This is a genomic window from Geodermatophilus sp. SYSU D01180, from assembly GCF_054050415.1.
In genome coordinates this window covers 146,557-173,186 of sequence record NZ_JBJGZH010000009.1, presented here as the reverse complement: position 1 = coordinate 173,186, position 26,630 = coordinate 146,557, and the positions used below count along the sequence as shown (strand labels likewise).

The window sequence follows — 26,630 nt, the reverse complement described above, 5'->3', positions numbered from 1 at the left end:
GGACCCCCCCCCGCGGGGGCCCGCCGCCCACCCTGGCCCCCGGCCCCCCCCCCCCCCCCCCCCCCCCCCCCCCCCCCCCCCCCCCCCCCCCCCCCCCCCCCCCCCCCCCCCCCCCGCCCGCGGAGTCGTACCCGCGGTACTCGAGCCGGCGCAGGCCCTCGAGGACGACGTCCAGGGCGTTCTGGGGGCCGACGTAACCCACGATGCCGCACATGTGTACCGAGGCTACCGGGGAAGGGGGACCGATCCGTCCCTCTGACGTGTGAGACGCGGAGCCCGTCCCACCCGCCCCACCGGGCCGGTCAGGACCAGGGCGTCACCGGGCGCGGGCGCGGTACGCCATCGACGGCCACGTCGAAGCGCTCGTCGAAGAAGCACAGCAGCCCCCGGAGCTGAGCCGCGTCGGGGAGCGGGTCGCGGTAGCTCCACACGGCGTCCGGGACCAGCCCGTCGCCGGTCCGCACCGACCAGTACTCCGCCTCGCCCTTGTAGGCGCACCAGGTGCGCGTCCCGCTGGGCACCAGGTCGGCGACGACGTCCTCGGCCGGCAGGTACCAGCGCACCGGCAGCAGGGTCTCGAACACCAGGCGCGGCCGCGCCGACTCCGCCAGCACCTGCCCCGCCGCCGACACCCGCACGTGTCGCGAGCCGGTCCGGACGTCGACGCGGTGGAACGGGTCACGCGGGTGCCCGTGCACCGGCTCGTCCTCCTCGAACCAGGCGTCGCAGCCGCCGAAGTCCAGGACGACGTAGCCGGCCAGCGCCGGGTCGGCCGGGCAGAACCCCTCGACGACGCGGTCGCTGCCCGGCACCCGCACCACCACCGGCTCCCCCGGCGTGCTGCGCACCGAGAACGGCACCCGGGGGTCGAGCACGCGCAGCTCGGTCACGTCGGGGATGGCGAAGCCGGTGCCCGCCGGGACGTCCGCGGGCGGGGCCGGGGCGGGGGTGAGGGTCCCGCGCAGGTCCTCGCGCGGAACCGCGTAGGAGGGCACCACCCGCCGGGGCTCCCACACCAGCAGCGCCCGGTCGGTGAGCGCGACGACGGCGCCGCCGGCCTCGGCCCGCACCCGCTTGGCGGTGGGCTCGTACCGGAGCCGGCCGACGGCCCCGCCGACCAGGTCGCGCATCCGCACGGTCATCGCGTCCTCCCGCCAGGGCCGGTGGGCGCCATGCTCGTCCCGGGACGCCGCCCCGGTCCAGCCCGGGCGGTCAGTCGACGGCGGCGACGACCGCGGCGAGCCGGGAGGCGATCCCGTCGGCGAGCTCCTGGGTGGGCGCCTCGACCATCACGCGCACGAGCTGCTCGGTGCCGGAGGGCCGCAGCAGCACCCGGCCGTCGTCGCCGAGCTCGGCCTCGGCCGCGTTGACCGCGCTGCCCACGGCCTCGCTCTCCACGACCCGGATGCGGTCGCGGACCGGGACGTTGACCAGGGTCTGCGGGAGCCGGCGCACCACCGAGGCGAGGTCGGCGAGCGAGGTGCCGGTGGCGGCCACGCGGGACAGCAGCGACAGCCCGGTGAGCAGGCCGTCGCCGGTGGTGGCGTGGTCGAGGAAGACCAGGTGGCCGCTCTGCTCCCCGCCGAGGCTGAGCCCCTGCTCGCGCAGCGCCTCGAGGACGTAGCGGTCGCCGACGGCGGTGGTGTGCACCGCGATGCCGGCGTCGCGCATCGTGTGGTGGAAGCCGAGGTTGCTCATCACCGTGGCGACGACGGTGTCCCGGGCGAGCTCGCCGCGCTCCTTGAGCGCCAGCGCGCACACGGCGAGGATCGCGTCGCCGTCGACCACCCGGCCGTCGGCGGTGACCGCGAGGCAGCGGTCGGCGTCGCCGTCGTGCGCGATGCCGAGGTCCGCGCCGGTCTCGCGGACGGCGTCGGTCAGCGGGCCCAGGTGGGTGGAGCCGATGCCGTCGTTGATGTTCCAGCCGTCGGGCTCGCCGCCGATGACGGTGACCTCGGCGCCGGCGCGGCGGTAGACGTCGGGGGCGACGGTCGCCGCCGAGCCGTGCGCGCAGTCGACGACCAGGCGCAGGCCGGACACCGACGCCGGGAGCGTCGACAGCAGGTGCTTGGCGTAGTCCTCGGCGGCGCCGGGCAGGTCGCGGACCCGGCCGATGGCCGCACCGGTCGGGCGGTGGCCGTCGGTGCTCCGGCGGGAGGTGGCGATGGTCTGCTCGATCGCCGCCTCGACCGCGTCGGGCAGCTTGTGGCCGCCGCGGCTGAACAGCTTGATGCCGTTGTCGGGCATCGGGTTGTGGCTGGCCGAGATCATGACGCCGAGGTCGGCGCCGGTCTCGGCGGTGAGGAAGGCGACGGCCGGGGTGGGCAGCACGCCGACGCGCAGCACCTCGGCGCCCGCGCTCGCGAGGCCCGCCACCACGGCGGCCTCGAGCATCTCCCCGCTGGCGCGGGGGTCACGCCCGACGACCGCGACGGGACGCGAGGTCCCGTCGCGGTCGGCGAGCACGTTGGCGGCGGCACGCGCCACCGAGAGGGCCAACTCCGGCGTGAGGTCGGCGTTGGCCCGACCCCGGACGCCGTCGGTCCCGAAGAGGCGACCCACGGCGGTGCCGGTCAGCGCTTCGAGTACTGAGGCGCCTTGCGGGCCTTCTTGAGCCCGTACTTCTTGCGCTCCTTGACCCGCGCGTCGCGGGTGAGGAAGCCGGCCTTCTTGAGGGCCGGGCGGTCCTCGGCCTCGACCTCGATCAGGGCGCGGGCGATCGCCAGGCGCAGCGCGCCGGCCTGGCCGGTGACGCCGCCGCCCTTGAGGATGCCGACGACGTCGTACTGCTCGGCCTTCTCGAGGGTCACGAACGGCTCGCGGATGAGCTGCTGGTGGACCTTGTTCGGGAAGTACTGCTCGAGGCTGCGGCCGTTGAGGCGGAACTGGCCGGTGCCGGGCACGAGCCGCACGCGGACGACGGCCTCCTTGCGCCGGCCGACGGTCTGGACCGGGCGCCCCTCGGCGTCGGTCACGGTGAGGGGGGAGGTCACTGGGCCACCTGCTTGATCTCGAACGTCTGGGGCTGCTGGGCGGCGTGCGGGTGCTCGGGGCCCGCGTACACCTTCAGCTTCTTGATCATCTGCCGGCCGAGGCTGTTGTGCGGCAGCATGCCCTTCACCGCGCGCTCGACGACGCGGTCGGGGTGCGTGCGCAGCTGGTCGCCGACGTTGATGGCGCGCAGACCGCCCGGGTAGCCGGAGTGCCGGTAGGCGGTCTTCTGGTCGCGCTTGGAGCCGGTGAGGGCGATCTTGTTAGCGTTCACGACGACGACGAAGTCACCGACGTCGACGTGCGGGGCGAACTGGGGCTTGTGCTTGCCGCGCAGCAGGGTCGCGACCTGGCTGGCGAGTCGACCGAGCACCACGTCGGTGGCGTCGATGACGTGCCAGGCGCGGGTGACCTCGCCGGGCTTGGGTGAGTACGTGCGCACGGCGCTCGTGTCCTCCGTCGTCGTCGGGGTGGCTGGTGGGATCGCCTCACCGAGGACGGGAGACGCCGACGGCGCGCGCGCACCAGCCGGCGGCCGCGCACCAGCCGACGACGATACCAGCCTGGTGACGTGCTGGAACGGCCCTCCTGCAGGGCCCCGCCGCGAGCGGAGCGAGTGGTGGGGGCAGGAGGGTCCTTCAGCGGGTGATGAGGTCCCGCTGGGCGGGCAGCAGCCGGTCCATCGCGGCGACGTCGTCGGCGGCGGCGAGGCCGAGGACGTCGACGCTGGCGAGGTGGCTGCCGTAGCCGACGTAGCAGCGCTGGTAGTAGCTCTCCCCTGCCTGGAACCAGAAGCACGGGGCGTCGGGGACGGAGGGCAGCGTGAACCGGGTGCCACCGAACTCGGCGCCCTCAAGCTCGGCGAACGTCGTGTAGACGGCGTTGGTCTCCATCGACGTCGGGAAGGCGTACAGCGCCACCGCGTAGCTGAGCTCGTCCTCGTCGGACTGCTTGGCGTAGAAGCCGCGGAACCCGTTGGCCGACAGCAGGTCGCGCTCCCGGGCCGGGTCGATCGCCAGCCGCAGGTAGCCCTCGAGGTCGTAGGGGCCGGAGAACTCCGTGAAGTCGCCGGGCGGGTCGAGGGTGAGCGACTGCAGGCCGACCGGGTCGGTGGGCAGCGTGGGCACCTGCGCCTGCGGCGTGGGGGTGAAGCCCTGCAGCAGCCCGACCTGGTCGCTCATGAGCCGGCCGACGTCGTCGAGGCCCTGGCCGGGGGCGGTGCTGTGGTACGCGTAGGCGAGCATCCGGCCGACCGGCACGAACGCCTGGACGACGTCCTCCCCGCCGCCCTCCTGCAGCAGCACCTCGCCGTCGACGCCGGGGATCTCGGCCGCCCGGTAGCCGTCGGCCTGGTCGGCGGCGAGCTCCGCGGCCGCCCGCCGCGCGGACCCGGGGTCGGACAGCTCGGCGACCATGGTCAGGGTGCCGGCGCCGTCGCCGGGGTCGCTGTTGCACTGGCCCCAGGCGGTGACGAAGCCCCAGCGGTCGAGGATCGGGCCCGCCGTCCCGGTGCCGAAGTAGGCGGCGTCGAGGGCGCCGGAGTCGCTCCACGGCCCGGACGGGAAGCAGGTGTCCGTCCGCGCCGGGAAGGTGGTCTGCACCAGCGAGGTCACCGAGGCGATGCGGTGGGCCTCGAGCAGGGTGCCGACGGTGGGCTCGGGGGCGGGCGTGACGTCGACGGGCGCGCCGGACGGCGTCGTCGTCGCCGGGGGCTCGCTCGTCGTCGTCGCGGCCGCGGCCGGCGGGGTCGCCGTCCCGGTCACCGTGCTCGTGCACCCCGCCAGCAGCACCGCCGCGGCCACCGCGGCGCCCGCAGCGCCCAGCCGTCGTCCCCGTGTCCCCGTCACGGGCGGGAGCCTAGGGGCGGCGTCCGCGCAGGTCACGCACGCGGGGACACGGGCGAGCGGTCAGCCGACGCGGTGCAGGAGCCCGGTCTCGACGTCGTAGACGGTGCCGCAGATCTCCTTGGACAGGAGGAACGGGCTCTCCTGCAGCAGCCGGATCGACTCGCGGACGTCCTCGTCGGCGTCGGTGAACGTGCGCGCGGGCCACGGCGGGCGCACGCCGGTGGCCTGCTCGACCAGGTCGGCGAACGAGGCGTCGTCGGTCTTCTGCAGGCCGCAGTCGGTGTGGTGCACCAGCACGATCTCGCGGGTGCCGAGCACGTGCTGGGAGATGGTCAGCGAGCGGATGGTGTCGTCGGTGACCACACCGCCGGCGTTGCGGATGACGTGCGCGTCGCCCACGGCCAGGCCGAGCAGCGGGAACAGCGGCATGCGGGAGTCCATGCAGGCGACGACGGCGACCTTGCGCGCCGGGGCCACCGGCAGCCCGCCCTGGAAGTCGCGGGCCCACTCCTCGTTGGCGGCCAGCATCTTCTCGTACTCGGCCACGCGGGCGCTCCTCTCGTGTGCTCGGGCAAAGGAAGCTCTCCGCACGTCTCGGGCGCGCGGACGTGGGGACAGCTTCCTATGCCGCCACCACGCGCTCGCGGGCGACCTGGCCGGCGAGCGCCGCCGGGGAGAGGTCCGGGCGGCCGCCGAGCACCTCGACCCGGCGGTCCACGTCCCACCGAGCCGCCCGCCAGGGGCAGCCGCCCGACCCGCAGCACCAGGTCCCGCCCGGCCCGCCCGGGCACGACGACGTCGGTCACCCCGCCCACGCTGCCCGCGGCCCCGGGCACCCGCCAGCCGGGCCGGGGCCCATCCGCCAGGATGACCGGGTGCGCACGGTCGAGGAACACCAGGCGGTGGTCGCCGCCCTGCTGGCCCCGCTCGGCGAGGAGGAGGTGCCGCTGCCCGCGGCGCACGGCCGGGTGCTGGCCCGCGACGTCGTCGCGGAGGTGCCGCTGCCCGGCTTCGACAACTCCGCGATGGACGGCTACGCCGCCCGGTCCGCCGAGCTCGGCGCGCTGCCCGCCCGGCTGCCGGTGGCCGACGACGTCCCGGCCGGCCGCACCGACGTCGTCCCCCTGGCGCCGGGCACCGTGCAGCGGATCATGACCGGCGCGCTGCTGCCGCCGGGCGCCGACGTCGTGGTCCCCGTGGAGCTGACCGACGCCGCGACCGACGTCGTCGAGATCCGCGACGCGCCGGCGGCCGGCACCCACCTGCGCCGCGCCGGGGAGGACATCACCGCGGGCACCGTCGCGCTGGAGGCCGGCAGCCCGCTGGGCGCCGCGCAGCTCGGCCTGGCCGCCGCGGTGGGCGCCCGGACGCTGTGGGTGCGCCGCCGCCCGCGGGTGCTGGTGCTGTCCACCGGCAGCGAGCTGGTCGAGCCGGGCGAGCCGCTGCTGCCCGGGCAGGTGTACGAGTCGAACTCGCTGCTGCTGTGCGCCGCGGTCGAGGACGCCGGCGGCACCGCGCGGCGACTGCACTTCGTGCCCGACGACGTCGGCCGGTTCCTCGCCACCGTGCGCGCCGAGCTGGCCGACGCCGACCTGCTGGTCACCAGCGGCGGCGTGAGCGCCGGCGCCTACGAGGTGGTCAAGGACGCGTTCGGCACGCTCGGCACGGTCGACTTCGTCAAGGTCGCGATGCAGCCGGGCGGCCCGCAGGGCGCGGGCACCGTCGACGGCGTCCCCGTGGTCACGCTGCCGGGCAACCCGGTGAGCTCGTTCGTGTCCTTCGAGGTGTTCGTCCGCCCGGCGCTGCGCCGGGCGCTCGGGCACGCCGCGCCCGGCCGGCTGCGCGCGCCCGCGGTGCTCACCGCGCCGCTGCGCTCCCCCGCCGGGCGCCGCCAGTTCCTCCGCGGCCGCTACGACGCCGGCCGCGTCTCCCAGGTCGGCGGGCCCGGCTCGCACCTGGTCGCCCACCTGGCCCGGGCCAACTGCCTGGTCGTCGTGCCCGAGGACGTCACCGAGCTGCCCGCGGGCGCCGAGGTCGACGTCGTCCTGATCGAGGGAGCGCTGCAGTGACCGACCGCCTCACGCACGTCGACGAGCGGGGCGCCGCCCGGATGGTCGACGTCTCCGCCAAGCCGGTGACCGCCCGCGAGGCCACCGCCGCCGGCCGGGTGCTGGTCAGCCCCGAGGTGGTGGCGCTGCTGCGCGGCGAGGGCGTGCCCAAGGGCGATGCGGTCGCCGTCGCGCGGATCGCCGGCATCGCCGGGGCCAAGCGGACGCCGGACCTCGTGCCGCTGTGCCACCCGATCGCGCTGCACGGCGTCACCGTCGACGTCGAGGTCGCCGACGACGCCGTGGAGATCACCGCCACCGCCCGCACCGCCGACCGCACCGGCGTGGAGATGGAGGCGCTGACCTCGGTCGCCGTCGCCGGGCTGACGGTCATCGACATGGTCAAGGCCGTGGACCCGCGGGCCTCGATCACCGACGTGCGGCTGCTGGCCAAGTCCGGCGGCAAGAGCGGCGAGTGGCGGCGGTGACCCTCCCGGAGGGCGCCCGCGCCGTCGTCGTCACCGCGTCCAACCGCGCCTCGGCCGGGGTCTACGAGGACCGCAGCGGGCAGGCGCTGGCCGAGGGGCTGCGCTCGCTCGGCTTCGCGGTCGAGGGGCCGCACGTGCGCCCCGACGACGTCGACGCGCTCGTCGCCGTCCTCCGCGAGGCGGTGGCGTCGGGTGCCGACGTCGTCCTCACCACCGGCGGCACCGGCCTGTCCCCCACCGACGTCACGCCCGAGGCCACCCGCGCGGTGGTCGAGCGCGAGGCGCCGGGGCTGGCGGAGGCGGTGCGCCGGTACGGCGAGGCCCAGGTGCCGACCTCGGTGCTGTCCCGGGGCATCGCCGGCACCGCGGGGCGGACGCTGGTCGTGAACCTGCCCGGCTCCACCGGCGGCGTGCGCGACGGGCTCGCCGTCCTCGGCCCGCTGCTCCCCCACGTGGTCAGCCAGCTCCGCGGCGGCGACCACTAGTCGAGGACGATGCGCTCCTGGCGGGTGTAGACGTTGCAGCCGTCGCCGCGGAGGAAGCCGACCAGCGTGATGCCGACGTCGGCGGCCAGCTCCACCGCCAGCGACGACGGCGCCGACACCGCGGCGAGCACCGGGATGCCGGCCATCGCCGCCTTCTGCGTCAGCTCGAAGCTCGCCCGGCCGCTCACCATGAGCACGTGGCCCGCCAGCGGCATCCGGCCGGCGCGCAGCGCGTCGCCGACCACCTTGTCCACCGCGTTGTGCCGGCCGACGTCCTCGCGCAGCACCACCAGCTCGCCGTCGGCGGTGAACAGCCCCGCCGCGTGCAGGCCGCCGGTCTTCGTGAACACCTCCTGCGCCGCCCGGAGCCGGTCCGGCAGCGCCAGCAGCGTGGCCAGCTCCAGCCGGGTGCCGTCGCCGGCGACGTCGTGGCGGGTGCGGGTGCGGATCGCGTCGATGCTCGCCTTGCCGCAGACGCCGCACGAGCTGGAGGTGAGGAAGTTGCGGTCCAGTGCGGTGTCCGGCGGCTCGACGCCCGGCGCCAGGTCGATGTCGACGACGTTGTAGGTGTTGCGGCCCTCGGCGTCGACCGAGTCGCAGTAGCGCAGCCCGGCGACGTCCTCGACGCCGCCGATGACGCCCTCGGTGGCCAGGAAGCCGTGCACCAGGTCGAAGTCCGCGCCGGGCGTGCGCATGGTGACCGCCAGCGGCGACCCGGCCAGCCGGATCTCCAGGGGCTCCTCGGCGGCCACCGTGTCGGGCCGGGTGGTGCGCACGGGGCCCCGGATGCGCAGCACGGGGGTGCGGCTGGTGACTCGTCCCACGAACGGGGACGGTACCCACGCGCGGCCCCTACGGTCGGACCGTGACCGCGCCGGACCCGCTCCCGCCCTACGCGGCGGTGGTCCTGGCCGGCGGCCGCGCGGCCCGGCTGGGCGGACAGGCCAAGCCGCAGCTCGAGGTGGGCGGCCGCACGATGCTCGAGGCCGTCCTCGCCGCGGTCCCCGACGCCGCGCCGCGTGTCGTCGTCGGGCCGCCGCAGCCGGTCCCCAGGGGCGTCCGCGTGGTCCGGGAGCGCCCGCCCGGGGGTGGACCCGTCGCGGCGGTGCGCGCGGGCCTCGCCGTCGTCGACACCGACGTGGTCGCCGTCCTCGCCGGCGACCTGCCGTTCGTCACCCCGGGGCTGCTCCGCGACCTGCGCTCCCGGCTGACCGCCGACGGCGTCCTGGTCGTCGACGACGCCGGCCGCGACCAGTACCTGCTCGGCGTCTGGCGGACCGCGGCCCTCCGGGCGGCCGTGGCCGGTGCGGACGGGCCGGTGCCGGTCCGCCGGGTGGTCGGGCGGCTGGCGGTCACCCGGTGGTCCCCGCCCCGCGAGCCGGGCAGCCCGCCGCCGTGGACCGACTGCGACACCCCCGCCGACCTCGCCCGGGCCCGCAGGGACGCCGGCGGGTGACCGCCCCGGCCGCCGGGTGGTAGGACGGCGGCATGCGCGTCGTCATCGCCGGTGCCCACGGTCAGGTCGCCCGCCGCCTCGGCCGGCTGCTCTCCGGACGTGGGGACACCGTCGTCGGCATCGTCCGCAACCCCGGGCACACCGCCGACCTCGAGGCCGACGGCGTGACCCCCGCGGTGCTGGACCTGGAGTCCGCCTCGGTCGACGACGTCGCGGCGGTCGTCCGCGGCGCCGACGCCGTCGTGTTCGCGGCGGGCGCCGGCCCGGGCAGCGGCGCGGAGCGCAAGCACACCGTCGACCACGGCGCCGCCGTGCTGCTGGCCGACGCCGCCGAGCGCGCCGGCGTCCGCCCCTACCTGCTGGTGTCCTCGATGGGCGTCGAGCAGGCCCGGCAGGGGACGCCGAAGGGCATGGACCCGGTGTTCGCCGTCTACCTGCAGGCCAAGCTGCGCGCCGAGGACGTCATCCTGCCGCGCACCGCGCTGGACACCGTGATCGTGCGGCCCGGCCGGCTCACCGACGAGCCCGGCACCGGCCGGGTCACCCTCGCCCACGGGGTCGGGTACGGCGAGGTCCCCCGCGACGACGTCGCCGCGGTCCTGCTGGCCTTCCTCGACTCGAGCAAGACGAACGAGGTCGTGGAGCTGGTGTCCGGCGACACCCCGATCGCCGAGGCCGTGGGCGCGTTGCCGTGATCTTCGAGTTCCGGCTCTTCGGCCCCCTCCAGGGCGTCCCCGAGCGTCCGAGGGGACCCAGGAGGGGGTCCTTCCACTAGTCGCGGCGCGCGCGGGTGACGAGTGCCCGGGCGGCGAGGTCGGCGTCGGCCGGGTAGTCCACCCGCACCAGCGTGAGCCCCCCGGGCGGCGCGACGACGACCTCACTCGCGCGCTCCCGGCGGTCGAGCAGGCCGGCGGGCCACTCCGGCGTCCGGCGCCCCTCCCCGACCGCGACCAGCGAGCCGACGAGGCTGCGCACCATCGAGTGGCAGAAGGCGTCCGCGGACGCGCTGACGGTCACCACGTCGCCGTCGCGGGCCACGGCCAGCTCCAGCAGCGTGCGGACGGTCGTGGCGCCCTCCCGGCGGCGGCAGAAGGCGGCGAAGTCGTGCTCACCGGTCATCAGGCGGGCGGCGGCGTCCATCGCGGCGGCGTCGAGCCGGCGGGGCCAGCCGACCGTGTCCGCGCGGCGCAGCGGTGGCGGCCCGGCGTCGCTGTCGGTGAGCCGGTAGACGTAGTGCCGAGCCAGGGCGCCGAAGCGGGCGTCGAACCCGGGCGGCGCCTCCGTCACGGCGGGGACGGCCACGTCCGGCGGGAGGAGGCCGCGCAGCCGGCGGACGAGGCGCTCGCGCTGCTCCTCCCAGGCGGCGCGCGGGGCGTCGGCGTGCGCGACCTGGCCGGTGGCGTGCACGCCGGCGTCGGTGCGGCCGGCCACGGTCAGCTCGACCGGCGCGCGCAGCACGGTGGCCAGCGCGGCCTCCAGTTCGCCCTGCACGGTGCGCCGGCCGGGCTGGCGGGCCCAGCCGGAGAAGTCCGTCCCGTCGTAGGCGACGGACAGCCGGAGACGGACGAGCCCGCCCCCGGGATCGGGAGCGGGCTCGTCGCGGTGGTGCTCGGTGTTCAGCAGCGCGTCACTTCGGGTCGGGCGCGGACTCGCCGCCGGGGGCGTGGGTGCCCGCGGTCGCGGCGTCCCCGATCTCGGCGGCCTCGATCTCGGCGGCCGCCGCGGCGGCCACGTCCGGGGACAGCGCCGGGTCCTCGACCACGGCCAGGTTCTCGGCCTTGGGCTCGGGGGTCACGTCGCCGTCGTCCTGGCGCTCGCCGTCCGGGTTGTAGAGGTCGGTGACGACCTCCTGCGCCTCGGCGTCGACCTCACCGGAGGTCACGGCCGGCGAGGTGTCGCCACCGGGACCGGTGGTCTCCCCCTCGAAGGTCGCGCCCTGGTCGCCGCCGCCGGCGGAGACCCCGGCCGCGCCGGCGTCGCCGCCCTGGCCCGGCTGCTCGGTCACTTGGAGCCGTCCGCGTCCTCGGCCGGGGCCTCGGCGTCAGCGGCCACGGCGGTGTCGTCGGCGTCGGTCGCCTCGGCGTCGGCAGCCTCGACCTCGGTCGCGTCGGCGTCGGTGGCCTCGGCGGTCCCGGCGGCCGCGGTGGTGTCCTCGTCGGCCGCGGCGGTCTCGACGGCGTCCGCGGTGACCTCACCGGAGGCGGCGGCCGCGCCGGCGCCGGCGGCGAAGCGGGTGCCGCGGGCGCGCTCGGCCTCACCGACGGCCTGCTGGGCCACGGTCAGCGCCTCGACGAGCTCGATGACGGCCATGGGGGCGTTGTCGCCCTTGCGGGGACCGACCTTGGTGATGCGGGTGTAGCCGCCGGGCCGGTTCTCGAAGCGCGGGCCGATCTCGGCGAACAGGTGGTGGACGACGTCCTTGTCCCGGATGACCGTCATCACCTGGCGGCGCGCGTGCAGGTCACCGCGCTTGGCGAAGGTGACCAGCTTCTCGGCGAACGGGCGCAGCCGCTTCGCCTTCGCCTCGGTGGTGGTGATCCGCCCGTGCTCGAACAGCGACGTGGCCAGGTTCGCCAGCATCAGCCGCTCGTGGGAGGCGGACCCGCCGAGACGGGGGCCCTTGGTGGGGGTGGGCATGTCGGTCCTTCCTCAGGCGGCCGGGCGGGCGTGTGCCGGCTGCATCCAGGTGGTGCTGTCGTCGCTGTGTCAGTGTGGCGGACCCGCCTCAGCCGGGCCCACGCGGTCCGGCCGGGCGGCGGTCGTCCCGCCGCCCGGCCGGTGCAGCGTCAGAGCTGCTCGGTCTCCTGGTAGGAGCCCTCGTCGTACTGGACCTGCCCGTACTCGGTGCCGTACTCGCCGTGGCCCTGGTAGGCGTCGGTCTCGTAGCCCTCGTCGTAGCTCTCGACCGACGTCGGGATGAACCCGGGCGGGCTGTCCTTGAGCGCCAGGCCCATGGCCGCCAGCTTCATCTTGACCTCGTCGATCGACTTGGCCCCGAAGTTGCGGATGTCGAGCAGGTCGGCCTCCGAGCGGGTGACCAGCTCGCCGACGGTGTGCACGCCCTCGCGCTTGAGGCAGTTGTAGGACCGGACCGTGAGGTCCATGTCCTCGATCGGCATCGAGAAGTTCGCGATGTCGGCGGCCTCGGCCGGGCTGGGCCCGACCTCGATGCCCTCGGCGTCGACGTTCAGCTCGCGCAGCAGGCCGAACAGCTCGACCAGCGTGGAGCCGGCGGAGGCGATGGCGTCGCGCGGCGCGATCGACGGCTTGGTCTCGACGTCGACGACGAGGCGGTCGAAGTCGGTGCGCTGCTCGACGCGGGTGGCCTCGACGGCGTAGGTGACCTTGAGGACCGGCGAGTAGATCGAGTCGACCGGGATGCGGCCGATCTCCTGGCCGGGCTGCTTGTTCTGCGGCGCCGGGACGTACCCGCGGCCCCGCTCGACGACCAGCTCGATCTCGAGGCGGCCCTTGCCGTTGAGGGTGGCGATGTGCAGGTTGGGGTTGTGCACCTCGACACCGGCCGGGGGCGCGATGTCGGCGGCGGTGACCTCACCGGGGCCCTGCTTGCGCAGGTACATGGTCACCGGCTCGTCGGAGTCGGAGCTGACGACCAGGCCCTTGAGGTTGAGGATGATCTCGGTGACGTCCTCCTTGACCCCGGGCACGGTGGTGAACTCGTGCAGGGTGCCCTCGATCCGGATGCTGGTGACGGCAGCGCCGGGGATCGAGGACAGGAGGGTGCGCCGCAGCGAGTTGCCGAGGGTGTAGCCGAAGCCGGGCTCGAGCGGCTCGATGACGAACCGCGAGCGCTGCTCGGTGAGGGTCTCCTCGGTCAGCGTCGGACGCTGTGCGATGAGCATCGTGTGTTCTCCCTTGGGTCCTCCGGCGCCCGCCATATGACGCCGTGAGGGGGTGGTGCGGGCCCCGGCGGACATCGGTCCGCCCGCCGGGGCCGGGTGGTGCTGTGGTGCTGCGAGCCCTTACTTGGAGTAGAGCTCGACGATCAGCTGCTCCTGCACCGGGGTGTCGATCACCTGGCGGGCCGGGACGCTGTGCACGACGGCGCGCAGCTGGCCGCTGATGACCTCCAGCCACGGCGGCACGGGGCGCTCGCCGGCGCGGGCCTGGGCGATCTCGAAGGGCACCATCCGCCGCGACTTCTCGGCGACCTCGATGATGTCGTTCGCGCTGACCCGGTAGGACGGGATGTCGACCTTGCGGCCGTTCACCCGGATGTGGCCGTGCTTGACCAGCTGGCGGGCCATGTCGCGGCTCTCGCCCCAGCCGGCCCGGTACACGACGTTGTCCAGGCGGGACTCCAGGATCTGCAGCAGGACCTCACCGGTCTTGCCGGTCTTGCGGTTGGCCTCCTCGTAGTAGCCGCGGAACTGCTTCTCGAGGACGCCGTAGATGCGGCGGGCCTTCTGCTTCTCGCGCAGCTGCAGGAGGTACTCGCTGTCCTTGCTGCGGCCCCGGCCGTGCTCGCCCGGCGGGTAGGGCCGGATCTCGATCGGGCACTTCGGGGACTCGCACTTGCTGCCCTTGAGGAACAGCTTCATCTTCTCGCGCCGGCAGAGGCGGCAGTCGGCTCCGGCGTAACGGGCCACGTCAGGTACTCCTCGTTCTTCTCGTCAGTGGCCGGTCAGACCCGGCGGCGCTTCTTCGGGCGGCAGCCGTTGTGCGGCTGCGGCGTCACGTCCTGGATTTGCCCCACCTCGAGGCCGGTGGCCTGCAGCGAGCGGATCGCGGTCTCGCGGCCCGAGCCCGGGCCCTTCACGAAGACGTCGACCTTGCGCATGCCGTGCTCCTGGGCCTTGCGCGCGGCGTTCTCGGCGGCCATCTGGGCGGCGAACGGCGTCGACTTGCGCGAGCCCTTGAAGCCGACGTGGCCGGCGGAGGCCCAGCTGATCACGTTGCCGGTCGGGTCGGTGATCGACACGATCGTGTTGTTGAACGTGCTCTTGATGTGAGCGGCGCCGTGGGCGACGTTCTTCTTCTCCTTGCGGCGGACCTTCTTGGCACCAGCCGCGGCGCGAGCCCTGGGAGGCATGTCTCTCCGGTTTCCTTCTGAGCGTTCAGTGGCCAGATGAGCACGAGGGGCGCACCGTCGCTCCCGCCCTCACGGGTCGTGCGACAGCGCGCCTCACGGCTTACTTCTTGCCGGCCTTCTTCTTGCCGGCGATGGTCTTGCGCGGGCCCTTGCTGGAGCGCGCGTTGGTGCGGGTGCGCTGACCGTGCACGGGCAGGCCGCGCCGGTGGCGCAGGCCCTGGTAGCAGCCGATCTCCACCTTGCGGCGGATGTCGGCGGCCACCTCGCGGCGGAGGTCACCCTCGACGCGGAAGTGCTCGTCGATGTAGTCGCGCAGCTTGAGCAGGTCCTCGTCGGAGAGGTCCTTGGCCCGCAGGTCGGGGCTCACGCCGGTCGCCGCGAGGGTCTCCTTGGCGTGGGTCTTGCCGATCCCGTAGATGTAGGTGAGCGCGATCTCCATCCGCTTCTCGCGGGGCAGGTCGACGCCGGCCAGTCGTGCCATGTCTCAGGTACTCCCTCAGCCCTGCCGCTGCTTGTGGCGGGCGTTGTCGCAGATGACCATGACCCGGCCGTGCCGGCGGATCACCTTGCACTTGTCGCAGATCTTCTTCACCGACGGCTGGACCTTCACCGGTGCCGCCCCTCATTCCTGTCGATCGATGGCCGCCCACGCGGCACCCGGAGGTGCCCCGCGCCGGCGGCGGTCACTTGTAGCGGTAGACGATGCGACCGCGGGTCAGGTCGTAGGGCGAGAGCTCCACGACGACGCGGTCCTCGGGCAGGATGCGGATGTAGTGCTGGCGCATCTTGCCGCTGATGTGGGCGAGCACCCGGTGCCCGTTCTGCAGCTCGACCCGGAACATCGCGTTGGGCAGCGGCTCCACGACGCGACCCTCGACCTCGATGGCCCCGTCCTTCTTCGCCATGCCCGACACGGCCTCCCTGACTCGGTGGTGCTGGTTGGTGTGGTGCTGGAGTCGCATGCGACCGCGGCGGATGCCGGCCGGGTCGTACGCGGTGGTTGCAGACCAGGTGGTGCAGGCGCTCCCGCGAGGGCGTCCCGGGTCGTGCGGCCACAGCACGACGACAGGACGGCGCGAACGCCGTCGTTCACTGTACCCCGCTGCAGCGGGGCGCTCCAACCCGGCCTCCGTCACAACGGAACGCCCCGGGTGGCCCCCTCGCACGGCCCGCCACGGGCTCGCGAGTGGTGGGGGCGAGGGGGTCCTCGCTCAGGTGCGCGGGGTGATCCCGAAGGGGGCCAGCCCCGCCACGCCGCCGTCCTCCGCCGTGAGGACCCAGGGCCCCTCCGGGGTGATGGCGACGGTGTGCTCGAAGTGGGCGGCCCGGGAGCCGTCCTTGGTGACCACGGTCCAGCCGTCCTCGAGCTCGGCGGTGGCGGGGTCGCCCACGGTCACCATGGGCTCGATCGCCAGCGCCAGGCCGGGGACCAGCCGCGGGCCGCGGCCGGGCCGGCCGTAGTTGAGGACGTGCGGGTCCTGGTGCATCTCGGTGCCGATGCCGTGCCCGCCGTAGTGGTCGACGATCCCGTACGGGTGCGCCTCGGCGGTGATCGCCTGCTCGACCGCGGCACTGATGTCGGTCAGCCGGCCACCGGCCACGGCCCTCGCGAGGCCGGCCCACATGGACCGCTCGGTGACGGCGATGAGCGCGGCGTCCTCGGCCGACGGCGGCCCGACGGTCACGGTGACCGCCGAGTCGCCGTGCCAGCCGTCGAGGATGGCGCCGCAGTCGATGGAGATGTTGTCGCCCTCGGCGAGGGTGCGCTCCGAGTTCGGGATGCCGTGCACGACCTCGTCGTTGATCGACGCGCAGATGCTGCCGGTGAAGCCGTGGTAGCCCAGGAACGACGGGATCGCCCCGGACGAGCGGATGACGTCCTCGGCGATCGCGTCGAGCTCCGCGGTGGTCACGCCCGGGCGGACGGCCGCGCGGACGGCGGCGATCGCCTTGGCGACGACGAGGCCGGCACCGCGCATCAGCTCGATCTCGTGCGGTGTCTTGATCTGGATCATGCGTCCACTCCACTTCGCCAGCAGCGGGAGGCGGGCCAGGATCCCGGCCGACATCGGCGGCGCCGTCCCCTCAGCTGTCGCTCGGCTGCCCGGGCTGCACGGGCCGGCCCAGGGCGGTCATCACCCGGGCAGTGACCTCCTCGATGGTGCCGATCGCGTCGATCTGCGACAGCAACCCCTCGCCGTCGTAGAACCCGGACAGCGGGGCGGTCTGTTCCCGGTAGACCTCGAGGCGGTGCCGCACGGTCTCGGGCCTGTCGTCGTCGCGCTGCACCCACTCGCCGTCGACGAGCATCCGGCGGCCGGAGAGCCGGCGCACCAGCTCCTCCTCCTCGACGACCAGCTCGACGACGCGGTCCAGCCCGTGCCCGAGCTCCTCGAGGGAGCCGCGCAGCTGCTCCGCCTGGGCGATCGTGCGGGGGAAGCCGTCGAGCAGGAACCCGGCCTTCGCGTCGGGCTCGGCGAGCCGGTCCTTGACCATCGCGACGGTGATCTCGTCGGGGACGAGGTCGCCGGCGTCCATGAAGACCTTGGCCTTGCGGCCGAGCTGCGTCTGACCGCTGACGTTGGCGCGGAAGATGTCGCCCGTCGAGATGGCGGGCACCCCCAGCTGGCCGGCGATGATCTGGGCCTGGGTCCCCTTGCCGGCTCCCGGCGGACCCAGCAGCACGATGCGCACTACTTCAGGAACCCTTCGTAGTTGCGCTGGTTGAGCTGCGTCTCGATCTGCTTCACGGTCTCCAAGCCCACTCCCACCATGATCAGCACTGCGGTCCCGCCGAACGGGAAGTTCTGGTTCGCCCCCTGCTGCGTGATCGACAGGAAGAAGTTCGGCAGCACCGCGACGATCCCGAGGTAGATCGACCCGGGCAGGGTGATCCGGGACAGCACGTACTGCAGGTACTCCGCCGTCGGCCGGCCCGGGCGGATGCCGGGGATGAAGCCGCCGTAGCGCTTCATGTCGTCGGCCCGCTCCTCCGGGTTGAAGGTGATCGACACGTAGAAGTACGTGAAGAACACGATCAGGCCGAAGTACAGCGCGACGTGCACCGGGCTGCTCTGGTCGATGACGTAGTTCTCGAAGAACTGCCGGACCGGCCCGGTCTCGTCGCCCTGGAGCTGGGTGATCAGCTGCGGGAGGTAGAGCAGCGACGAGGCGAAGATGACCGGGATGACGCCGGCCTGGTTCACCTTGAGCGGGAGGTAGGTCGAGGTGCCGCCGTACATGCGGCGGCCGACCATGCGCTTGGCGTACTGGACCGGGATCCGTCGCTGCGCCTGCTCGACGTAGACGACGGCCCCGATGATCAGCAGGGCGAAGGCGCAGACGACGGTGAAGACGACGCCGCCGCGGGTCTGCAGGATCGAGCCGCCCTCGGCGGGGATGCGGGCAGCGATCGAGGTGAAGATCAGCACGGACATGCCGTTGCCGATCCCCTTCTCGGTGAGCAGCTCGCCGAGCCACATGATCACCGCGGTGCCGGCGGTCAGCGCGATCACGAGCACGACCGTCGTCCAGATGCTGTCCGACGGGATGATGTCCTGCTGGCAGCCGGGGAACAGCTGGCCGCTGCGGGCCAGGGCGATGATGCCGGTGCTCTGCAGGACGGCCAGGGCGATCGTCAGGTAGCGGGTGTACTGGGTCAGCTTCTGCTGGCCCGACTGCCCTTCCTTCTTCAGCTGCTCGAACCGCGGGATCACCACGACCAGCAGCTGCACGATGATGCTGGCGGTGATGTACGGCATGATCCCCAGCGCGAAGATCGACAGCCGGAGCAGCGCCCCGCCGGAGAACAGGTTCACCAGCGAGTAGACGTCGCGCTGGCTGCCCGCCTGCGCCTGCTCGAGACAGCTGTTGATCGCCTCGACGGAGACCCCCGGGCCGGGCACCGAGGCGCCCAGCCGGTACACGGCGATGATCGCCAGGGAGAACAGCAACTTGCGCCGGAGGTCTGGCGTCCGGAACGCCGCGGCGAACGCCTGCAGCACGTGCCCTCCCCTTCTCGGTCGGACGAGGTTAGCAACGGTCGGGGTCGCGCCGGTCACAGCCCTCCCCCACCGGGTGTCCCCGGCGCGGCCTCCTGGCCGGCGCGCGGGGCCCGGGCGGGCCCGTCCCTCCGGAGGGCCCGGAACAGCAGACGACCCCCGGGGCTGGTCGTGCGGCCCCGGGGGTCGTCCCCTGCTCAGATGCGGGTGGTGCTGCCCCCGGCCGCGGCGATCTTCTCGGCGGCGGAGGCCGAGAAGGCGTGCGCGTGCACGGTGACCTGGACGCCGCCCAGCTCACCGGTGCCGAGGACCTTCACCGGCTGGCCGCGACGGACCGCGCCGGCGTCGGCGAGCGTGTCGGGGTCGACGTGCCCGCCCTGCGGGAACAGGGACGCGATCCGGTCGAGGTTGACGACCTGGAAGACGACCTTGTTCCGGTTCTTGAAGCCGGACATCTTGGGCAGCCGCATGTGCAGCGGCGTCTGGCCGCCCTCGAAGCGCGCGGAGGTGTTGCCGCGCGCCCCGGTGCCCTTGGTGCCGCGACCGGCGGTCTTGCCCTTGGAGCCCTCACCCCGGCCGACGCGCGTCTTGGGGGTGTGGGCGCCCGGGGCCGGACGCAGGTGGTGGACCTTGAGAGTCATGACGAGTCCCTGCTCAGATCTCTTCGACGGCGACGAGGTGCGTCACCGTGGCGACCATCCCGCGGATCTCGGGACGGTCCTCCTGCACGACCGTGTCGTTGATCCGCTTGAGGCCCAGGGACCGCAGCGTCTGCCGCTGGTTGGGCTTCGTGCCGATCGCCGACCGGACCTGGGTCACCTTCAGCTGCGCCATGTCAGACCCCCTGGCCCGCACGCGCCCGCAGCATGGCGGCCGGGGCGACGTCCTCGAGGGGCAGCCCGCGGCGGGCGGCGATCTCCTCGGGGCGGACGAGCTCCTTCAGCGCCTGCATGGTGGCGTGCACGATGTTGATCGGGTTCGACGAGCCGAGGCTCTTCGAGAGCACGTCGTGGATGCCGGCGCACTCGAGGACGGCGCGCACCGGGCCGCCGGCGATGACACCGGTACCGGGGCTGGCCGGCTTGAGCAGCACGACACCGGCAGCGGCCTCACCCTGCACCGGGTGCGGGATGGTGCTGGCGATGCGCGGCACCTTGTAGAAGTGCTTCTTGGCCTCCTCGACGCCCTTGGCGATCGCCGCGGGCACCTCCTTGGCCTTGCCGTAGCCGACGCCCACGGTGCCGTCACCGTCGCCGACGATCACCAGGGCGGTGAAGCTGAAGCGCCGACCACCCTTGACGACCTTCGACACGCGGTTGATGGCCACCACGCGCTCGATGTAGTTGCTCTTCTCGGCAGGCGCGCCGCCGGGCCCCCGCCCGCCGTCACGACGGTCGCGGCGGTCGTTGCCGCCGCCGGCGCCGCCGCCGCGTCGCTGTGGTCCTGGCATCAGACGTCCCTCTCGATCTGCTTGTTGGCGGTGCTGCTCATCAGAAGTCCAGCCCGCCCTCACGCGCGCCGTCGGCCAGCGCGGCGATGCGGCCCTGGTAGCGGTTGCCCCCGCGGTCGAACACGACCTTGGTGATGCCGGCGGCCTGGGCGCGCTCGGCGACCAGGGCGCCCACCCGGCGGGCCAGGGCGGACTTGTCGCCCTCGGCGCCGCGCAGGCTGGCGTCGAGCGTCGAGGCGCTCACCAGCGTACGGCCGGCGGTGTCGTCCACGACCTGCACGTGGATGTGCCGCGTGCTGCGGTTGACCACCATGCGCGGGCGGTCCGGCGTGCCGGAGACCCGCTTGCGGAGCCGGTTGTGGCGGCGCAACCGCGAGACGCGGCGCGCGGTGCTGATGTCGGTGCCGACGGGCGTGTGCACCCGAGCGGCCTTCTCGGTCTGTGCCATCACTTACCCGTCTTCCCGACCTTGCGCTTGACGACCTCGCCCTGGTAGCGCACGCCCTTGCCCTTGTACGGGTCGGGCTTGCGGAGGCCGCGGATGTTGGCGGCCACCTGGCCGACCTGCTGCTTGTCGATGCCGGTCACCCGCAGGCGGGTGGGCGACTCGACGGTGAAGGTGATGCCCTCCGGGGCACGCACCGGCACCGGGTGGCTGTAGCCGAGCGCGAACTCCAGGTCCGTGCCGCGGGCCTGGACGCGGTAGCCGACGCCGACGATCTCGAGGGTCTTCGTGTAGCCCTCGGTGACGCCGGTGATCATGTTGGCGATCAGGGTGCGGGACAGGCCGTGCAGCGCCCGGCTCTCGCGCTCGTCGTTGGGCCGCTGGACGCTCAGCGTGCCGTCCTCGCCGCGGGCGACCGTGATGGGCGCCGCGACGGTGTGGGACAGGGTGCCCTTGGGGCCCTTCACGCTGACCGTCTGGCCGTCGATGGTGACGTCCACGCCACCGGGCACGGGAACCGGCAGTCGTCCGATCCGTGACATCTCGCTCGCTCCTCTTACCAGACGTAGGCGAGGACTTCCCCGCCCACGCCCTTCTTGGTCGCCTGCCGGTCGGTCAGCAGCCCGGTCGAGGTGGAGATGATGGCCACCCCGAGGCCGCCCAGGACCTTCGGCAGGGCGTTCGACTTCGCGTAGACCCGCAGGCCCGGCTTGGACACCCGGCGCACCCCGGCGATGCTGCGCTCGCGGTTGGGGCCGAACTTCAGGTCGATCACCAGCTCCTTGCGGGTGGCGCCGTCCTTCTCGACGTCCTCCACGCGCCAGCCGGCGATGTAGCCCTCCTGCTGGAGGATCTCGGCGATGTGCGTCTTGAGCTTCGACGACGGCATGCGCGTCGAGTCGTGGTAGGCCGTGTTCGCGTTGCGCAGCCGCGTGAGCATGTCCGCGATCGGGTCGGTCATCGTCATGGGTGTCGTGCCTCTCTCGCCGCGGTTCCTCACGCGTCCCTCGCGTGGGCCTCTCGGCGACCGGTGGTGCTGGGGACCCGCCCCGCGCGGTCAGCGCGCGGGGCGGGGACTGCGGACTACCAGCTGGACTTGCTCACGCCCGGCAGCTCGCCGGCGTGCGCCATCTCCCGCAGGCAGATCCGGCACAGGCCGAACTTGCGGAAGACCGAGTGCGGACGACCGCACCGCTGGCAGCGGGTGTAGCCGCGGACCGCGAACTTGGGCTTGCGGGCCGCCTTGTTGATCAGCGCCTTCTTGGCCATCTGTCTGTCTCCTCGGCCCGGCTCAGCGGATGGTGGTGACGACGGGCTGGCCGGCGAACGGGAAGCCCAGGAGGCGGAGCAGCTCGCGACCCTCCTCGTCGTTCGTGGCGGTGGTGACGAGCGTGATGTCCATGCCGCGCGGACGGTCGATCTTGTCGACGTCGATCTCGCGGAACATCGACTGCTCGGTCAGCCCGAACGTGTAGTTGCCGTGCCCGTCGAACTGCTTGGCGTTCAGGCCGCGGAAGTCGCGGATGCGGGGCAGCGCCAGCGCCAGGAGCCGGTCGAGGAACTCCCACATGCGGTCGCCGCGGAGGGTGACCTTGGCGCCGATGGGCATGCCCTCGCGCAGCTTGAACTGGGCGATGGACTTGCGGGCCCGGACGACGGCCGGACGCTGGCCGGTGATGGCGGTGAGGTCGCGGACCGCGCCGTCCATCAGCTTCGCGTCGCGGGTCGCCTCGCCGACGCCCATGTTGACGACGATCTTCGTCAGCCGCGGGATCTGCATGACGTTCTCGAAGCCGAACTCCTCCTGGAGGGCCGGCACGATCGACTCGCGGTAGTGCGCCAGCAGGCGCGGGAGCTCACGGGTGGGTGCAGTCATCGTCAGAGGTCCTTACCGGTGCGCCGCGACACCCGGATGTTGCGGCCTTCCTCGTCCTGGCGGTAACCGACCCGGGTCGGCGTCCCCTCGGAGTCGATCACCATCACGTTGCTGACGTGGATGGGAGCCTCCTGGGTGACGATGCCGCCCTGCTGCGCGCCCCGCTGGTTCGAGCTGATGCGGGTGTGCTTCTTGACGCGGCCGACGCCCTCGACGAGGACCTTCTGCAGCTTGGGGTAGGCGGCGATCACGCGACCCTTGGCGCCCTTGTCCTTGCCGGACAGGACCACCACGGTGTCGCCCTTCTTCACCTTCATGCCCGGCGTCTTGGCCGGCGTGGTCTTCTTGGCAGCCATGGTCAGAGCACCTCCGGGGCGAGCGAGATGATCCGCATGAAGCGCTTGTCGCGCAGCTCGCGGCCGACGGGACCGAAGATGCGCGTGCCGCGCGGGTCCCCGCTGTCGCGGATGATCACCGCGGCGTTCTCGTCGAAGCGGATGTAGGAGCCGTCGGGACGACGACGCTCCTTCCGCGTGCGGACCACGACGGCCTTGACGACGTCGCCGCGCTTGACGCCGGCACCGGGCAGCGCGTCCTTGACGGTCGCCACGATGACGTCGCCGATGCCGGCGTAGCGCCGCCCGGACCCGCCGAGCACCCGGATGCAGAGGATCTCCTTCGCACCGGTGTTGTCGGCGACCCGGAGCCGCGACTCCTGCTGGATCACGTCCTACTCCCAATCTCAGTGGTGACAGCCGGGCCGGAACGGTGAACCGGCTGTCCGGTACCCACGCGCGGACGCACCGGCGACTGATGCCGCCGGTGCGTCCGACACGGGTACCGGGATGTGGCGCTCACCCGGAGGGGCGCCAGTCGTCCAGGGTACCCGGTCCCGCGACCCGCCCCGGAGGGCGTGGGTCACAGGGCCTGCGGACCCCCGACGGGTGTTACTTGGCCTTCTCGAGGACCTCGACCAGCCGCCACCGCTTGGTGGCCGACAGCGGCCGGGTCTCCATGATCTGCACGCGGTCACCGATGCCGGCGACCCCCTGCTCGTCGTGGGCCTTCAGTTTGCTGGTGCGCCGGAGGACCTTGCCGTAGAGGCCGTGCTTCACGCGGTCCTCGACCTCGACGACGATGGTCTTGTCCATCTTGTCGCTGACCACGAGGCCCTCGCGGACCTTGCGGTAGCCGCGGCCGGCCAGGCCGGGGCCGCTGGCGACAGCGGTGTTCTCGGGCTCGCTCATGCCACACCCTCGTTCGGGGCGACCGAGAGACCCAGCTCGCGCTCGCGCATGATCGTGTAGATCCGGGCGATGTCGCGGCGGACGGTCTGCAGTCGCCGGTTGTTGTCCAGCTGGCCGGTGGCCACCTGGAACCGCAGGTTGAACAGCTCTTCCTTGTGCTCACGCAGCCGCGTGGCGAGCTCCTCGGCCGAGAGCTCGCGCAGCTCCGGGGCGGTCAGACCGGCGGCCATCACACCTCTCCTTCACGCGTGATGAAGCGAGCCTTCATGGGCAGCTTGTGGATGGCGCGGCGCATGGCCTCGCGGGCCACCGACTCCGGGACACCCGACAGCTCGAACATGACGCGGCCCGGCTTGACGTTGGCGACCCACCACTCCGGGGAGCCCTTGCCGGAACCCATGCGGGTCTCGGCCGGCTTCTTGGTGAGCGGGCGGTCCGGGTAGATCGTGATCCAGACCTTGCCGCCACGGCGGATGTGCCGGGTCATGGCGATACGGGCGGACTCGATCTGCCGGTTGGTGACGTACGCCGGCTCGAGGGCCTGGATGGCGTACTCACCGAAGTTGATCGCCGTGCCGCCCTTGGCCCGGCCGGAGCGGTCCGGGTGGTGCTGCTTGCGGTGCTTGACGCGCCGGGGGATCAGCACGTGTCAGCCCTCCGTGTTCTCGGTCGCGGTCGTCTCGGCCGCGGCGGTCGCCTCGGGGCCGGCGGCCTCGGCGACGGTCTGCTCGGGCGCGACCTCACCCGAGGTCACGGCCACGGTGCTGTCGGCGGCGGTGTCCGGACCGGTCGACGTCTCGGCGGCGGCGCGGCCGGCCTCGGTGCCACCGGCGGTGGTGCCGCTGGAGCCCGACCGGCGGGGGCGCTGCGGGCGCTCCCGGCGCTGCTGCCGGGCGGCGAGGGCCTCGAGGGCCTCCCGCTCGGCACGCGAGCCGCTGACGTCGCCCTTGTAGATCCACACCTTCACGCCGATGCGGCCGAAGGTGGTGCGGGCCTCGTACAGGCCGTAGTCGATGTTCGCCCGGAGGGTGTGCAGCGGCACCCGACCCTCGCGGTAGAACTCCGACCGGCTCATCTCGGTGCCGCCCAGGCGCCCGGAGCACTGCACCCGGATGCCCTTGACCTGCGGGCTGCGCTGGGCCGACTGCATGGCCTTGCGCATGGCGCGGCGGAAGCTGACGCGGCTGGACAGCTGCTCGGCCACGGCCTGGGCCACGAGCTGGGCGTCGGCCTCGGGGTTCTTGACCTCGAGGATGTTCAGCTGCACCTGCTTGCCGGTGAGCTTCTCCAGCTCGCCGCGGATGCGGTCGGCCTCGGCGCCGCGGCGGCCGATGACGATGCCCGGCCGGGCGGTGTGGATGTCGACCCGGACCCGGTCGCGGGTGCGCTCGATCTCCACCTTCGAGATGCCGGCGCGCTCCATGCCCTTGGTCATGAGCTTGCGGATGGCCACGTCTTCCTTGACGTAGTCCTTGTACAGCTTGTCGGCGTACCACCGGGACTTGTAGTCGGTGGTGATGCCGAGGCGGAACCCGTGCGGGTTGACCTTCTGACCCACTAGCGGGTCCCTCCCCTCGTGTTGGAGCGCTGCTGCGTGCCCTGCTGCTGCGTCGCCGGGCCGGACTGGCCGGTGCGGCGGCGGGCGGTGCGGGACTTGCCGGCGAGCTCGGCGCTGGAGCCGACCTCGCTCACCTCGACGGTGATGTGGCTGGTCCGCTTGTTGATGCGGTAGGCGCGGCCCTGGGCGCGCGGCCGGATCCGCTTCATGGTCGGGCCCTCGTCGACGTAGGCGGCGCTGACGACGAGCGCGGCCGGGTCCAGCCGCAGGTTGTGCTCGGCGTTGGCGACGGCGCTGGCGACGACCTTGGCCACCGGCTCGCTGGCCGCCTGCGGGGCGAACCGCAGGAGGGCCAGGGCCTCGTCGGTGGGCAGGTAGCGGATGAGGTCCACCACCCGGCGTGCCTTCATGGGGGTGACGCGGACGCCGCGGGCGACGGCCCGGGCGACCTGCGTCTCCTCTCCCAGCTGGGAAGTCATCTCAAGTCTCTCTCTCGGGACCGGGCTCAGCCGCGCCGCGACCGGCGGTCGTCCTTGACGTGACCGCGGAAGGTCCGGGTCGGAGCGAACTCGCCGAGCTTGTGCCCGACCATCGCCTCGGTCACGAAGACCGGGACGTGCTTGCGACCGTCGTGCACGGCGATGGTGTGGCCGAGCATGTCCGGGATGATCGTCGAGCGGCGGGACCAGGTCCGGATGACCGTCTTGGTGCCCTTCTCGTTCTGCACGTCCACCTTCTTGAGCAGGTGGTCGTCGACGAACGGGCCCTTCTTCAGGCTGCGTGGCATGTCTGTCGGACTCCTCTACCCGCTCAGCGCTTCTTGTTGGTGCGCCGGCGGCGCACGATCAGGGCGTCACTGGCCTTGCGCTTGCGCGTGCGGCCCTCCGGCTTGCCCTTCGGGTTCACCGGGTGGCGACCACCGGAGGTCTTGCCCTCACCACCACCGTGCGGGTGGTCCACCGGGTTCATGGCGACACCGCGGACGGTCGGGCGCTTGCCCTTCCACCGCATGCGGCCGGCCTTGCCCCAGTTGATGTTCGACTGCTCGGCGTTGCCCACCTCGCCGACGGTGGCGCGGCAGCGCACGTCGACGTTGCGGATCTCGCCCGAGGGCATGCGCAGCTGGGCGAAGCGGCCCTCGCGCGCGACCAGCTGGACGCTGGTGCCGGCGGAGCGGGCGATCTTCGCGCCGCCGCCCGGCCGCAGCTCGATCGCGTGCACGACCGTGCCGACGGGGATGTTGCGCAGCGGCAGGTTGTTGCCCGGCTTGATGTCGGCCGCGGGGCCGCACTCCACCGTGTCGCCCTGCTTCAGGCGGGCCGGCGCGATGATGTAGCGCTTCTCGCCGTCGGCGAAGTGCAGCAGCGCGATGCGCGAGGTGCGGTTGGGGTCGTACTCGATGTGCGCGACCTTCGCCGGCACGCCGTCCTTGTCCGCCCGACGGAAGTCGATGACGCGGTAGGCGCGCTTGTGGCCGCCGCCCTGGTGGCGGGCGGTGACCTTCCCGTGGACGTTGCGCCCGCCACGACCGTGCAGCGGCCGGACCAGCGACTTCTCGGGGTGGTCGCGGGTGACCTCGGCGAAGTCGGCGACGCTGGAGCCGCGGCGGCCCGGCGTCGTCGGCTTGTACTTGCGGATAGCCATTGCTGACTCAGTCCTCTATCTCTGGTCCGGCAGTCCCGGGC

The 26,630-nt window shown here is 73.4% G+C and carries 41 protein-coding genes; 5 read left to right on the top strand and 36 right to left on the bottom strand.

The genetic code is table 11. From position 1 onward, the window contains the following. Window positions 1-302: 302 nt before the first annotated feature. The 6 genes from ACI8AA_RS11145 to ACI8AA_RS11120 form a co-directional block, all read right to left on the bottom strand. Window positions 303-1,142: a DUF427 domain-containing protein gene (locus ACI8AA_RS11145; protein ID WP_457044481.1), complete on the bottom strand. Its 840-nt coding sequence runs from the start codon at window positions 1,140-1,142 to the stop codon at window positions 303-305. A gap of 70 nt (window positions 1,143-1,212) precedes the next feature. Then, window positions 1,213-2,562 carry a phosphoglucosamine mutase gene (gene glmM, locus ACI8AA_RS11140; protein WP_457044480.1) on the bottom strand — a complete coding sequence of 450 codons (1,350 nt, stop codon included), beginning with the start codon at window positions 2,560-2,562 and terminating at the stop codon, window positions 1,213-1,215. A gap of 11 nt (window positions 2,563-2,573) precedes the next feature. Further along, a complete protein-coding gene (gene rpsI, locus ACI8AA_RS11135) occupies window positions 2,574-2,993 on the bottom strand; it encodes a 30S ribosomal protein S9 (protein WP_387987691.1) in 420 nt (139 codons plus the stop codon). Next, window positions 2,990-3,433, bottom strand: coding sequence for a 50S ribosomal protein L13 (gene rplM, locus ACI8AA_RS11130; RefSeq protein WP_387987693.1), 444 nt, complete (start codon window positions 3,431-3,433; stop codon window positions 2,990-2,992). Before rplM ends, rpsI begins: the two co-directional genes overlap by 4 nt. Before the next feature lie 196 nt (window positions 3,434-3,629). Further along, complete coding sequence (locus ACI8AA_RS11125) at window positions 3,630-4,838, bottom strand: DUF7373 family lipoprotein (protein WP_457044479.1); 1,209 nt, start codon at window positions 4,836-4,838, stop codon at window positions 3,630-3,632. A 60-nt stretch (window positions 4,839-4,898) separates the two neighbouring features. Next, on the bottom strand, window positions 4,899-5,384 hold the full coding sequence (locus tag ACI8AA_RS11120) for a beta-class carbonic anhydrase (RefSeq protein WP_457044478.1): 486 nt from the start codon (window positions 5,382-5,384) through the stop codon (window positions 4,899-4,901). 329 nt (window positions 5,385-5,713) lie between these two features. Here ACI8AA_RS11120 and moeA point away from each other — a divergent pair, with 329 nt between their 5' ends. From moeA to ACI8AA_RS11105, 3 genes are read left to right on the top strand one after another with little or no spacing between them, the layout of a single operon-like run. Then, entirely contained in the window at window positions 5,714-6,907 is a 1,194-nt protein-coding gene (gene moeA, locus ACI8AA_RS11115; protein WP_457044477.1) for a molybdopterin molybdotransferase MoeA, read from the top strand. Further along, window positions 6,904-7,374 carry a cyclic pyranopterin monophosphate synthase MoaC gene (gene moaC / locus ACI8AA_RS11110; protein ID WP_457044476.1) on the top strand — a complete coding sequence of 157 codons (471 nt, stop codon included), beginning with the start codon at window positions 6,904-6,906 and terminating at the stop codon, window positions 7,372-7,374. Before moeA ends, moaC begins: the two co-directional genes overlap by 4 nt. Then, complete coding sequence (locus ACI8AA_RS11105) at window positions 7,371-7,859, top strand: MogA/MoaB family molybdenum cofactor biosynthesis protein (RefSeq protein ID WP_457044475.1); 489 nt, start codon at window positions 7,371-7,373, stop codon at window positions 7,857-7,859. The genes moaC and ACI8AA_RS11105 overlap by 4 nt, the downstream gene beginning before the upstream one ends. On the opposite strand, the gene fdhD is transcribed toward ACI8AA_RS11105, so the two are convergent. Further along, window positions 7,856-8,683, bottom strand: coding sequence for a formate dehydrogenase accessory sulfurtransferase FdhD (gene fdhD, locus ACI8AA_RS11100; protein ID WP_457044474.1), 828 nt, complete (start codon window positions 8,681-8,683; stop codon window positions 7,856-7,858). The genes ACI8AA_RS11105 and fdhD overlap by 4 nt on opposite strands. 41 nt (window positions 8,684-8,724) lie before the next feature. Between fdhD and mobA the strand changes: the two genes are divergently transcribed. After that, window positions 8,725-9,315: a molybdenum cofactor guanylyltransferase gene (gene mobA / locus ACI8AA_RS11095; protein WP_457044473.1), complete on the top strand. Its 591-nt coding sequence runs from the start codon at window positions 8,725-8,727 to the stop codon at window positions 9,313-9,315. Window positions 9,316-9,347: 32 nt separating this feature from the next. Then, window positions 9,348-10,010, top strand: coding sequence for an NAD(P)H-binding protein (locus tag ACI8AA_RS11090; protein WP_457044472.1), 663 nt, complete (start codon window positions 9,348-9,350; stop codon window positions 10,008-10,010). 76 nt (window positions 10,011-10,086) lie between these two features. Here the strand turns inward: ACI8AA_RS11090 and truA are convergent, their stop codons facing one another. The 29 genes from truA to rplB form a co-directional block, all read right to left on the bottom strand. Beyond that, window positions 10,087-10,869, bottom strand: coding sequence for a tRNA pseudouridine(38-40) synthase TruA (gene truA, locus ACI8AA_RS11085; RefSeq protein ID WP_457044485.1), 783 nt, complete (start codon window positions 10,867-10,869; stop codon window positions 10,087-10,089). 73 nt (window positions 10,870-10,942) lie between these two features. Further along, a complete protein-coding gene (locus ACI8AA_RS11080) occupies window positions 10,943-11,320 on the bottom strand; it encodes a hypothetical protein (RefSeq protein WP_456929487.1) in 378 nt (125 codons plus the stop codon). Beyond that, entirely contained in the window at window positions 11,317-11,952 is a 636-nt protein-coding gene (gene rplQ / locus ACI8AA_RS11075; RefSeq protein ID WP_457044471.1) for a 50S ribosomal protein L17, read from the bottom strand. Before rplQ ends, ACI8AA_RS11080 begins: the two co-directional genes overlap by 4 nt. Before the next feature lie 149 nt (window positions 11,953-12,101). Continuing rightward, window positions 12,102-13,178 carry a DNA-directed RNA polymerase subunit alpha gene (locus ACI8AA_RS11070; protein WP_457044470.1) on the bottom strand — a complete coding sequence of 359 codons (1,077 nt, stop codon included), beginning with the start codon at window positions 13,176-13,178 and terminating at the stop codon, window positions 12,102-12,104. A gap of 120 nt (window positions 13,179-13,298) precedes the next feature. Beyond that, entirely contained in the window at window positions 13,299-13,925 is a 627-nt protein-coding gene (rpsD, locus tag ACI8AA_RS11065; protein ID WP_456929490.1) for a 30S ribosomal protein S4, read from the bottom strand. Window positions 13,926-13,960: 35 nt separating this feature from the next. Further along, window positions 13,961-14,368 (bottom strand): 30S ribosomal protein S11, encoded by a 408-nt coding sequence (gene rpsK / locus ACI8AA_RS11060; protein ID WP_012950456.1) that lies wholly within the window; start codon window positions 14,366-14,368, stop codon window positions 13,961-13,963. Between the two features lie 100 nt (window positions 14,369-14,468). Next, window positions 14,469-14,849, bottom strand: a complete 381-nt coding sequence (rpsM, locus tag ACI8AA_RS11055) for a 30S ribosomal protein S13 (RefSeq protein WP_456548794.1) — start codon at window positions 14,847-14,849, stop codon at window positions 14,469-14,471. Between the two features lie 15 nt (window positions 14,850-14,864). Next, window positions 14,865-14,978 carry a 50S ribosomal protein L36 gene (gene rpmJ / locus ACI8AA_RS11050; protein ID WP_012950458.1) on the bottom strand — a complete coding sequence of 38 codons (114 nt, stop codon included), beginning with the start codon at window positions 14,976-14,978 and terminating at the stop codon, window positions 14,865-14,867. 73 nt (window positions 14,979-15,051) lie between these two features. After that, a complete protein-coding gene (gene infA, locus ACI8AA_RS11045) occupies window positions 15,052-15,273 on the bottom strand; it encodes a translation initiation factor IF-1 (RefSeq protein WP_012950459.1) in 222 nt (73 codons plus the stop codon). Between the two features lie 306 nt (window positions 15,274-15,579). Beyond that, entirely contained in the window at window positions 15,580-16,383 is an 804-nt protein-coding gene (gene map / locus ACI8AA_RS11040; protein ID WP_457044469.1) for a type I methionyl aminopeptidase, read from the bottom strand. A gap of 70 nt (window positions 16,384-16,453) precedes the next feature. After that, window positions 16,454-17,062, bottom strand: coding sequence for an adenylate kinase (locus tag ACI8AA_RS11035; RefSeq protein ID WP_457044468.1), 609 nt, complete (start codon window positions 17,060-17,062; stop codon window positions 16,454-16,456). Further along, window positions 17,062-18,372, bottom strand: a complete 1,311-nt coding sequence (secY, locus tag ACI8AA_RS11030; protein WP_457044467.1) for a preprotein translocase subunit SecY — start codon at window positions 18,370-18,372, stop codon at window positions 17,062-17,064. Before secY ends, ACI8AA_RS11035 begins: the two co-directional genes overlap by 1 nt. A gap of 194 nt (window positions 18,373-18,566) precedes the next feature. Then, window positions 18,567-19,010 (bottom strand): 50S ribosomal protein L15, encoded by a 444-nt coding sequence (rplO, locus tag ACI8AA_RS11025; RefSeq protein ID WP_456937828.1) that lies wholly within the window; start codon window positions 19,008-19,010, stop codon window positions 18,567-18,569. Between the two features lie 13 nt (window positions 19,011-19,023). Then, complete coding sequence (rpmD, locus tag ACI8AA_RS11020; RefSeq protein ID WP_387987725.1) at window positions 19,024-19,203, bottom strand: 50S ribosomal protein L30; 180 nt, start codon at window positions 19,201-19,203, stop codon at window positions 19,024-19,026. A 1-nt stretch (window position 19,204) separates the two neighbouring features. Beyond that, a complete protein-coding gene (gene rpsE, locus ACI8AA_RS11015) occupies window positions 19,205-19,819 on the bottom strand; it encodes a 30S ribosomal protein S5 (protein WP_387987727.1) in 615 nt (204 codons plus the stop codon). A 40-nt stretch (window positions 19,820-19,859) separates the two neighbouring features. Beyond that, window positions 19,860-20,267, bottom strand: coding sequence for a 50S ribosomal protein L18 (rplR, locus tag ACI8AA_RS11010; protein ID WP_387987729.1), 408 nt, complete (start codon window positions 20,265-20,267; stop codon window positions 19,860-19,862). Further along, on the bottom strand, window positions 20,267-20,806 hold the full coding sequence (gene rplF / locus ACI8AA_RS11005) for a 50S ribosomal protein L6 (RefSeq protein WP_457044466.1): 540 nt from the start codon (window positions 20,804-20,806) through the stop codon (window positions 20,267-20,269). The genes rplR and rplF overlap by 1 nt, the downstream gene beginning before the upstream one ends. A gap of 14 nt (window positions 20,807-20,820) precedes the next feature. Continuing rightward, complete coding sequence (gene rpsH, locus ACI8AA_RS11000; RefSeq protein ID WP_456901390.1) at window positions 20,821-21,225, bottom strand: 30S ribosomal protein S8; 405 nt, start codon at window positions 21,223-21,225, stop codon at window positions 20,821-20,823. Window positions 21,226-21,347: 122 nt separating this feature from the next. After that, window positions 21,348-21,533: a type Z 30S ribosomal protein S14 gene (locus tag ACI8AA_RS10995; RefSeq protein WP_012950469.1), complete on the bottom strand. Its 186-nt coding sequence runs from the start codon at window positions 21,531-21,533 to the stop codon at window positions 21,348-21,350. Between the two features lie 22 nt (window positions 21,534-21,555). Next, window positions 21,556-22,140 carry a 50S ribosomal protein L5 gene (gene rplE / locus ACI8AA_RS10990; RefSeq protein WP_387987736.1) on the bottom strand — a complete coding sequence of 195 codons (585 nt, stop codon included), beginning with the start codon at window positions 22,138-22,140 and terminating at the stop codon, window positions 21,556-21,558. 2 nt (window positions 22,141-22,142) lie between these two features. After that, a complete protein-coding gene (rplX, locus tag ACI8AA_RS10985; protein ID WP_457044465.1) occupies window positions 22,143-22,496 on the bottom strand; it encodes a 50S ribosomal protein L24 in 354 nt (117 codons plus the stop codon). Window positions 22,497-22,498: 2 nt separating this feature from the next. After that, a complete protein-coding gene (gene rplN / locus ACI8AA_RS10980) occupies window positions 22,499-22,867 on the bottom strand; it encodes a 50S ribosomal protein L14 (protein WP_387987738.1) in 369 nt (122 codons plus the stop codon). Between the two features lie 220 nt (window positions 22,868-23,087). Beyond that, window positions 23,088-23,387, bottom strand: coding sequence for a 30S ribosomal protein S17 (gene rpsQ / locus ACI8AA_RS10975; RefSeq protein ID WP_369202793.1), 300 nt, complete (start codon window positions 23,385-23,387; stop codon window positions 23,088-23,090). Further along, on the bottom strand, window positions 23,384-23,617 hold the full coding sequence (rpmC, locus tag ACI8AA_RS10970; RefSeq protein WP_387987741.1) for a 50S ribosomal protein L29: 234 nt from the start codon (window positions 23,615-23,617) through the stop codon (window positions 23,384-23,386). The genes rpsQ and rpmC overlap by 4 nt, the downstream gene beginning before the upstream one ends. Next, complete coding sequence (gene rplP, locus ACI8AA_RS10965) at window positions 23,617-24,033, bottom strand: 50S ribosomal protein L16 (RefSeq protein ID WP_387987743.1); 417 nt, start codon at window positions 24,031-24,033, stop codon at window positions 23,617-23,619. Before rplP ends, rpmC begins: the two co-directional genes overlap by 1 nt. 3 nt (window positions 24,034-24,036) lie before the next feature. Then, on the bottom strand, window positions 24,037-24,945 hold the full coding sequence (rpsC, locus tag ACI8AA_RS10960) for a 30S ribosomal protein S3 (RefSeq protein ID WP_457044464.1): 909 nt from the start codon (window positions 24,943-24,945) through the stop codon (window positions 24,037-24,039). After that, window positions 24,945-25,424, bottom strand: a complete 480-nt coding sequence (rplV, locus tag ACI8AA_RS10955; protein WP_456940081.1) for a 50S ribosomal protein L22 — start codon at window positions 25,422-25,424, stop codon at window positions 24,945-24,947. Before rplV ends, rpsC begins: the two co-directional genes overlap by 1 nt. 26 nt (window positions 25,425-25,450) lie before the next feature. Continuing rightward, window positions 25,451-25,732: a 30S ribosomal protein S19 gene (gene rpsS, locus ACI8AA_RS10950; RefSeq protein ID WP_073421347.1), complete on the bottom strand. Its 282-nt coding sequence runs from the start codon at window positions 25,730-25,732 to the stop codon at window positions 25,451-25,453. Window positions 25,733-25,755: 23 nt separating this feature from the next. Continuing rightward, window positions 25,756-26,589, bottom strand: coding sequence for a 50S ribosomal protein L2 (gene rplB, locus ACI8AA_RS10945; protein ID WP_073421345.1), 834 nt, complete (start codon window positions 26,587-26,589; stop codon window positions 25,756-25,758). Window positions 26,590-26,630 lie beyond the last annotated feature (41 nt).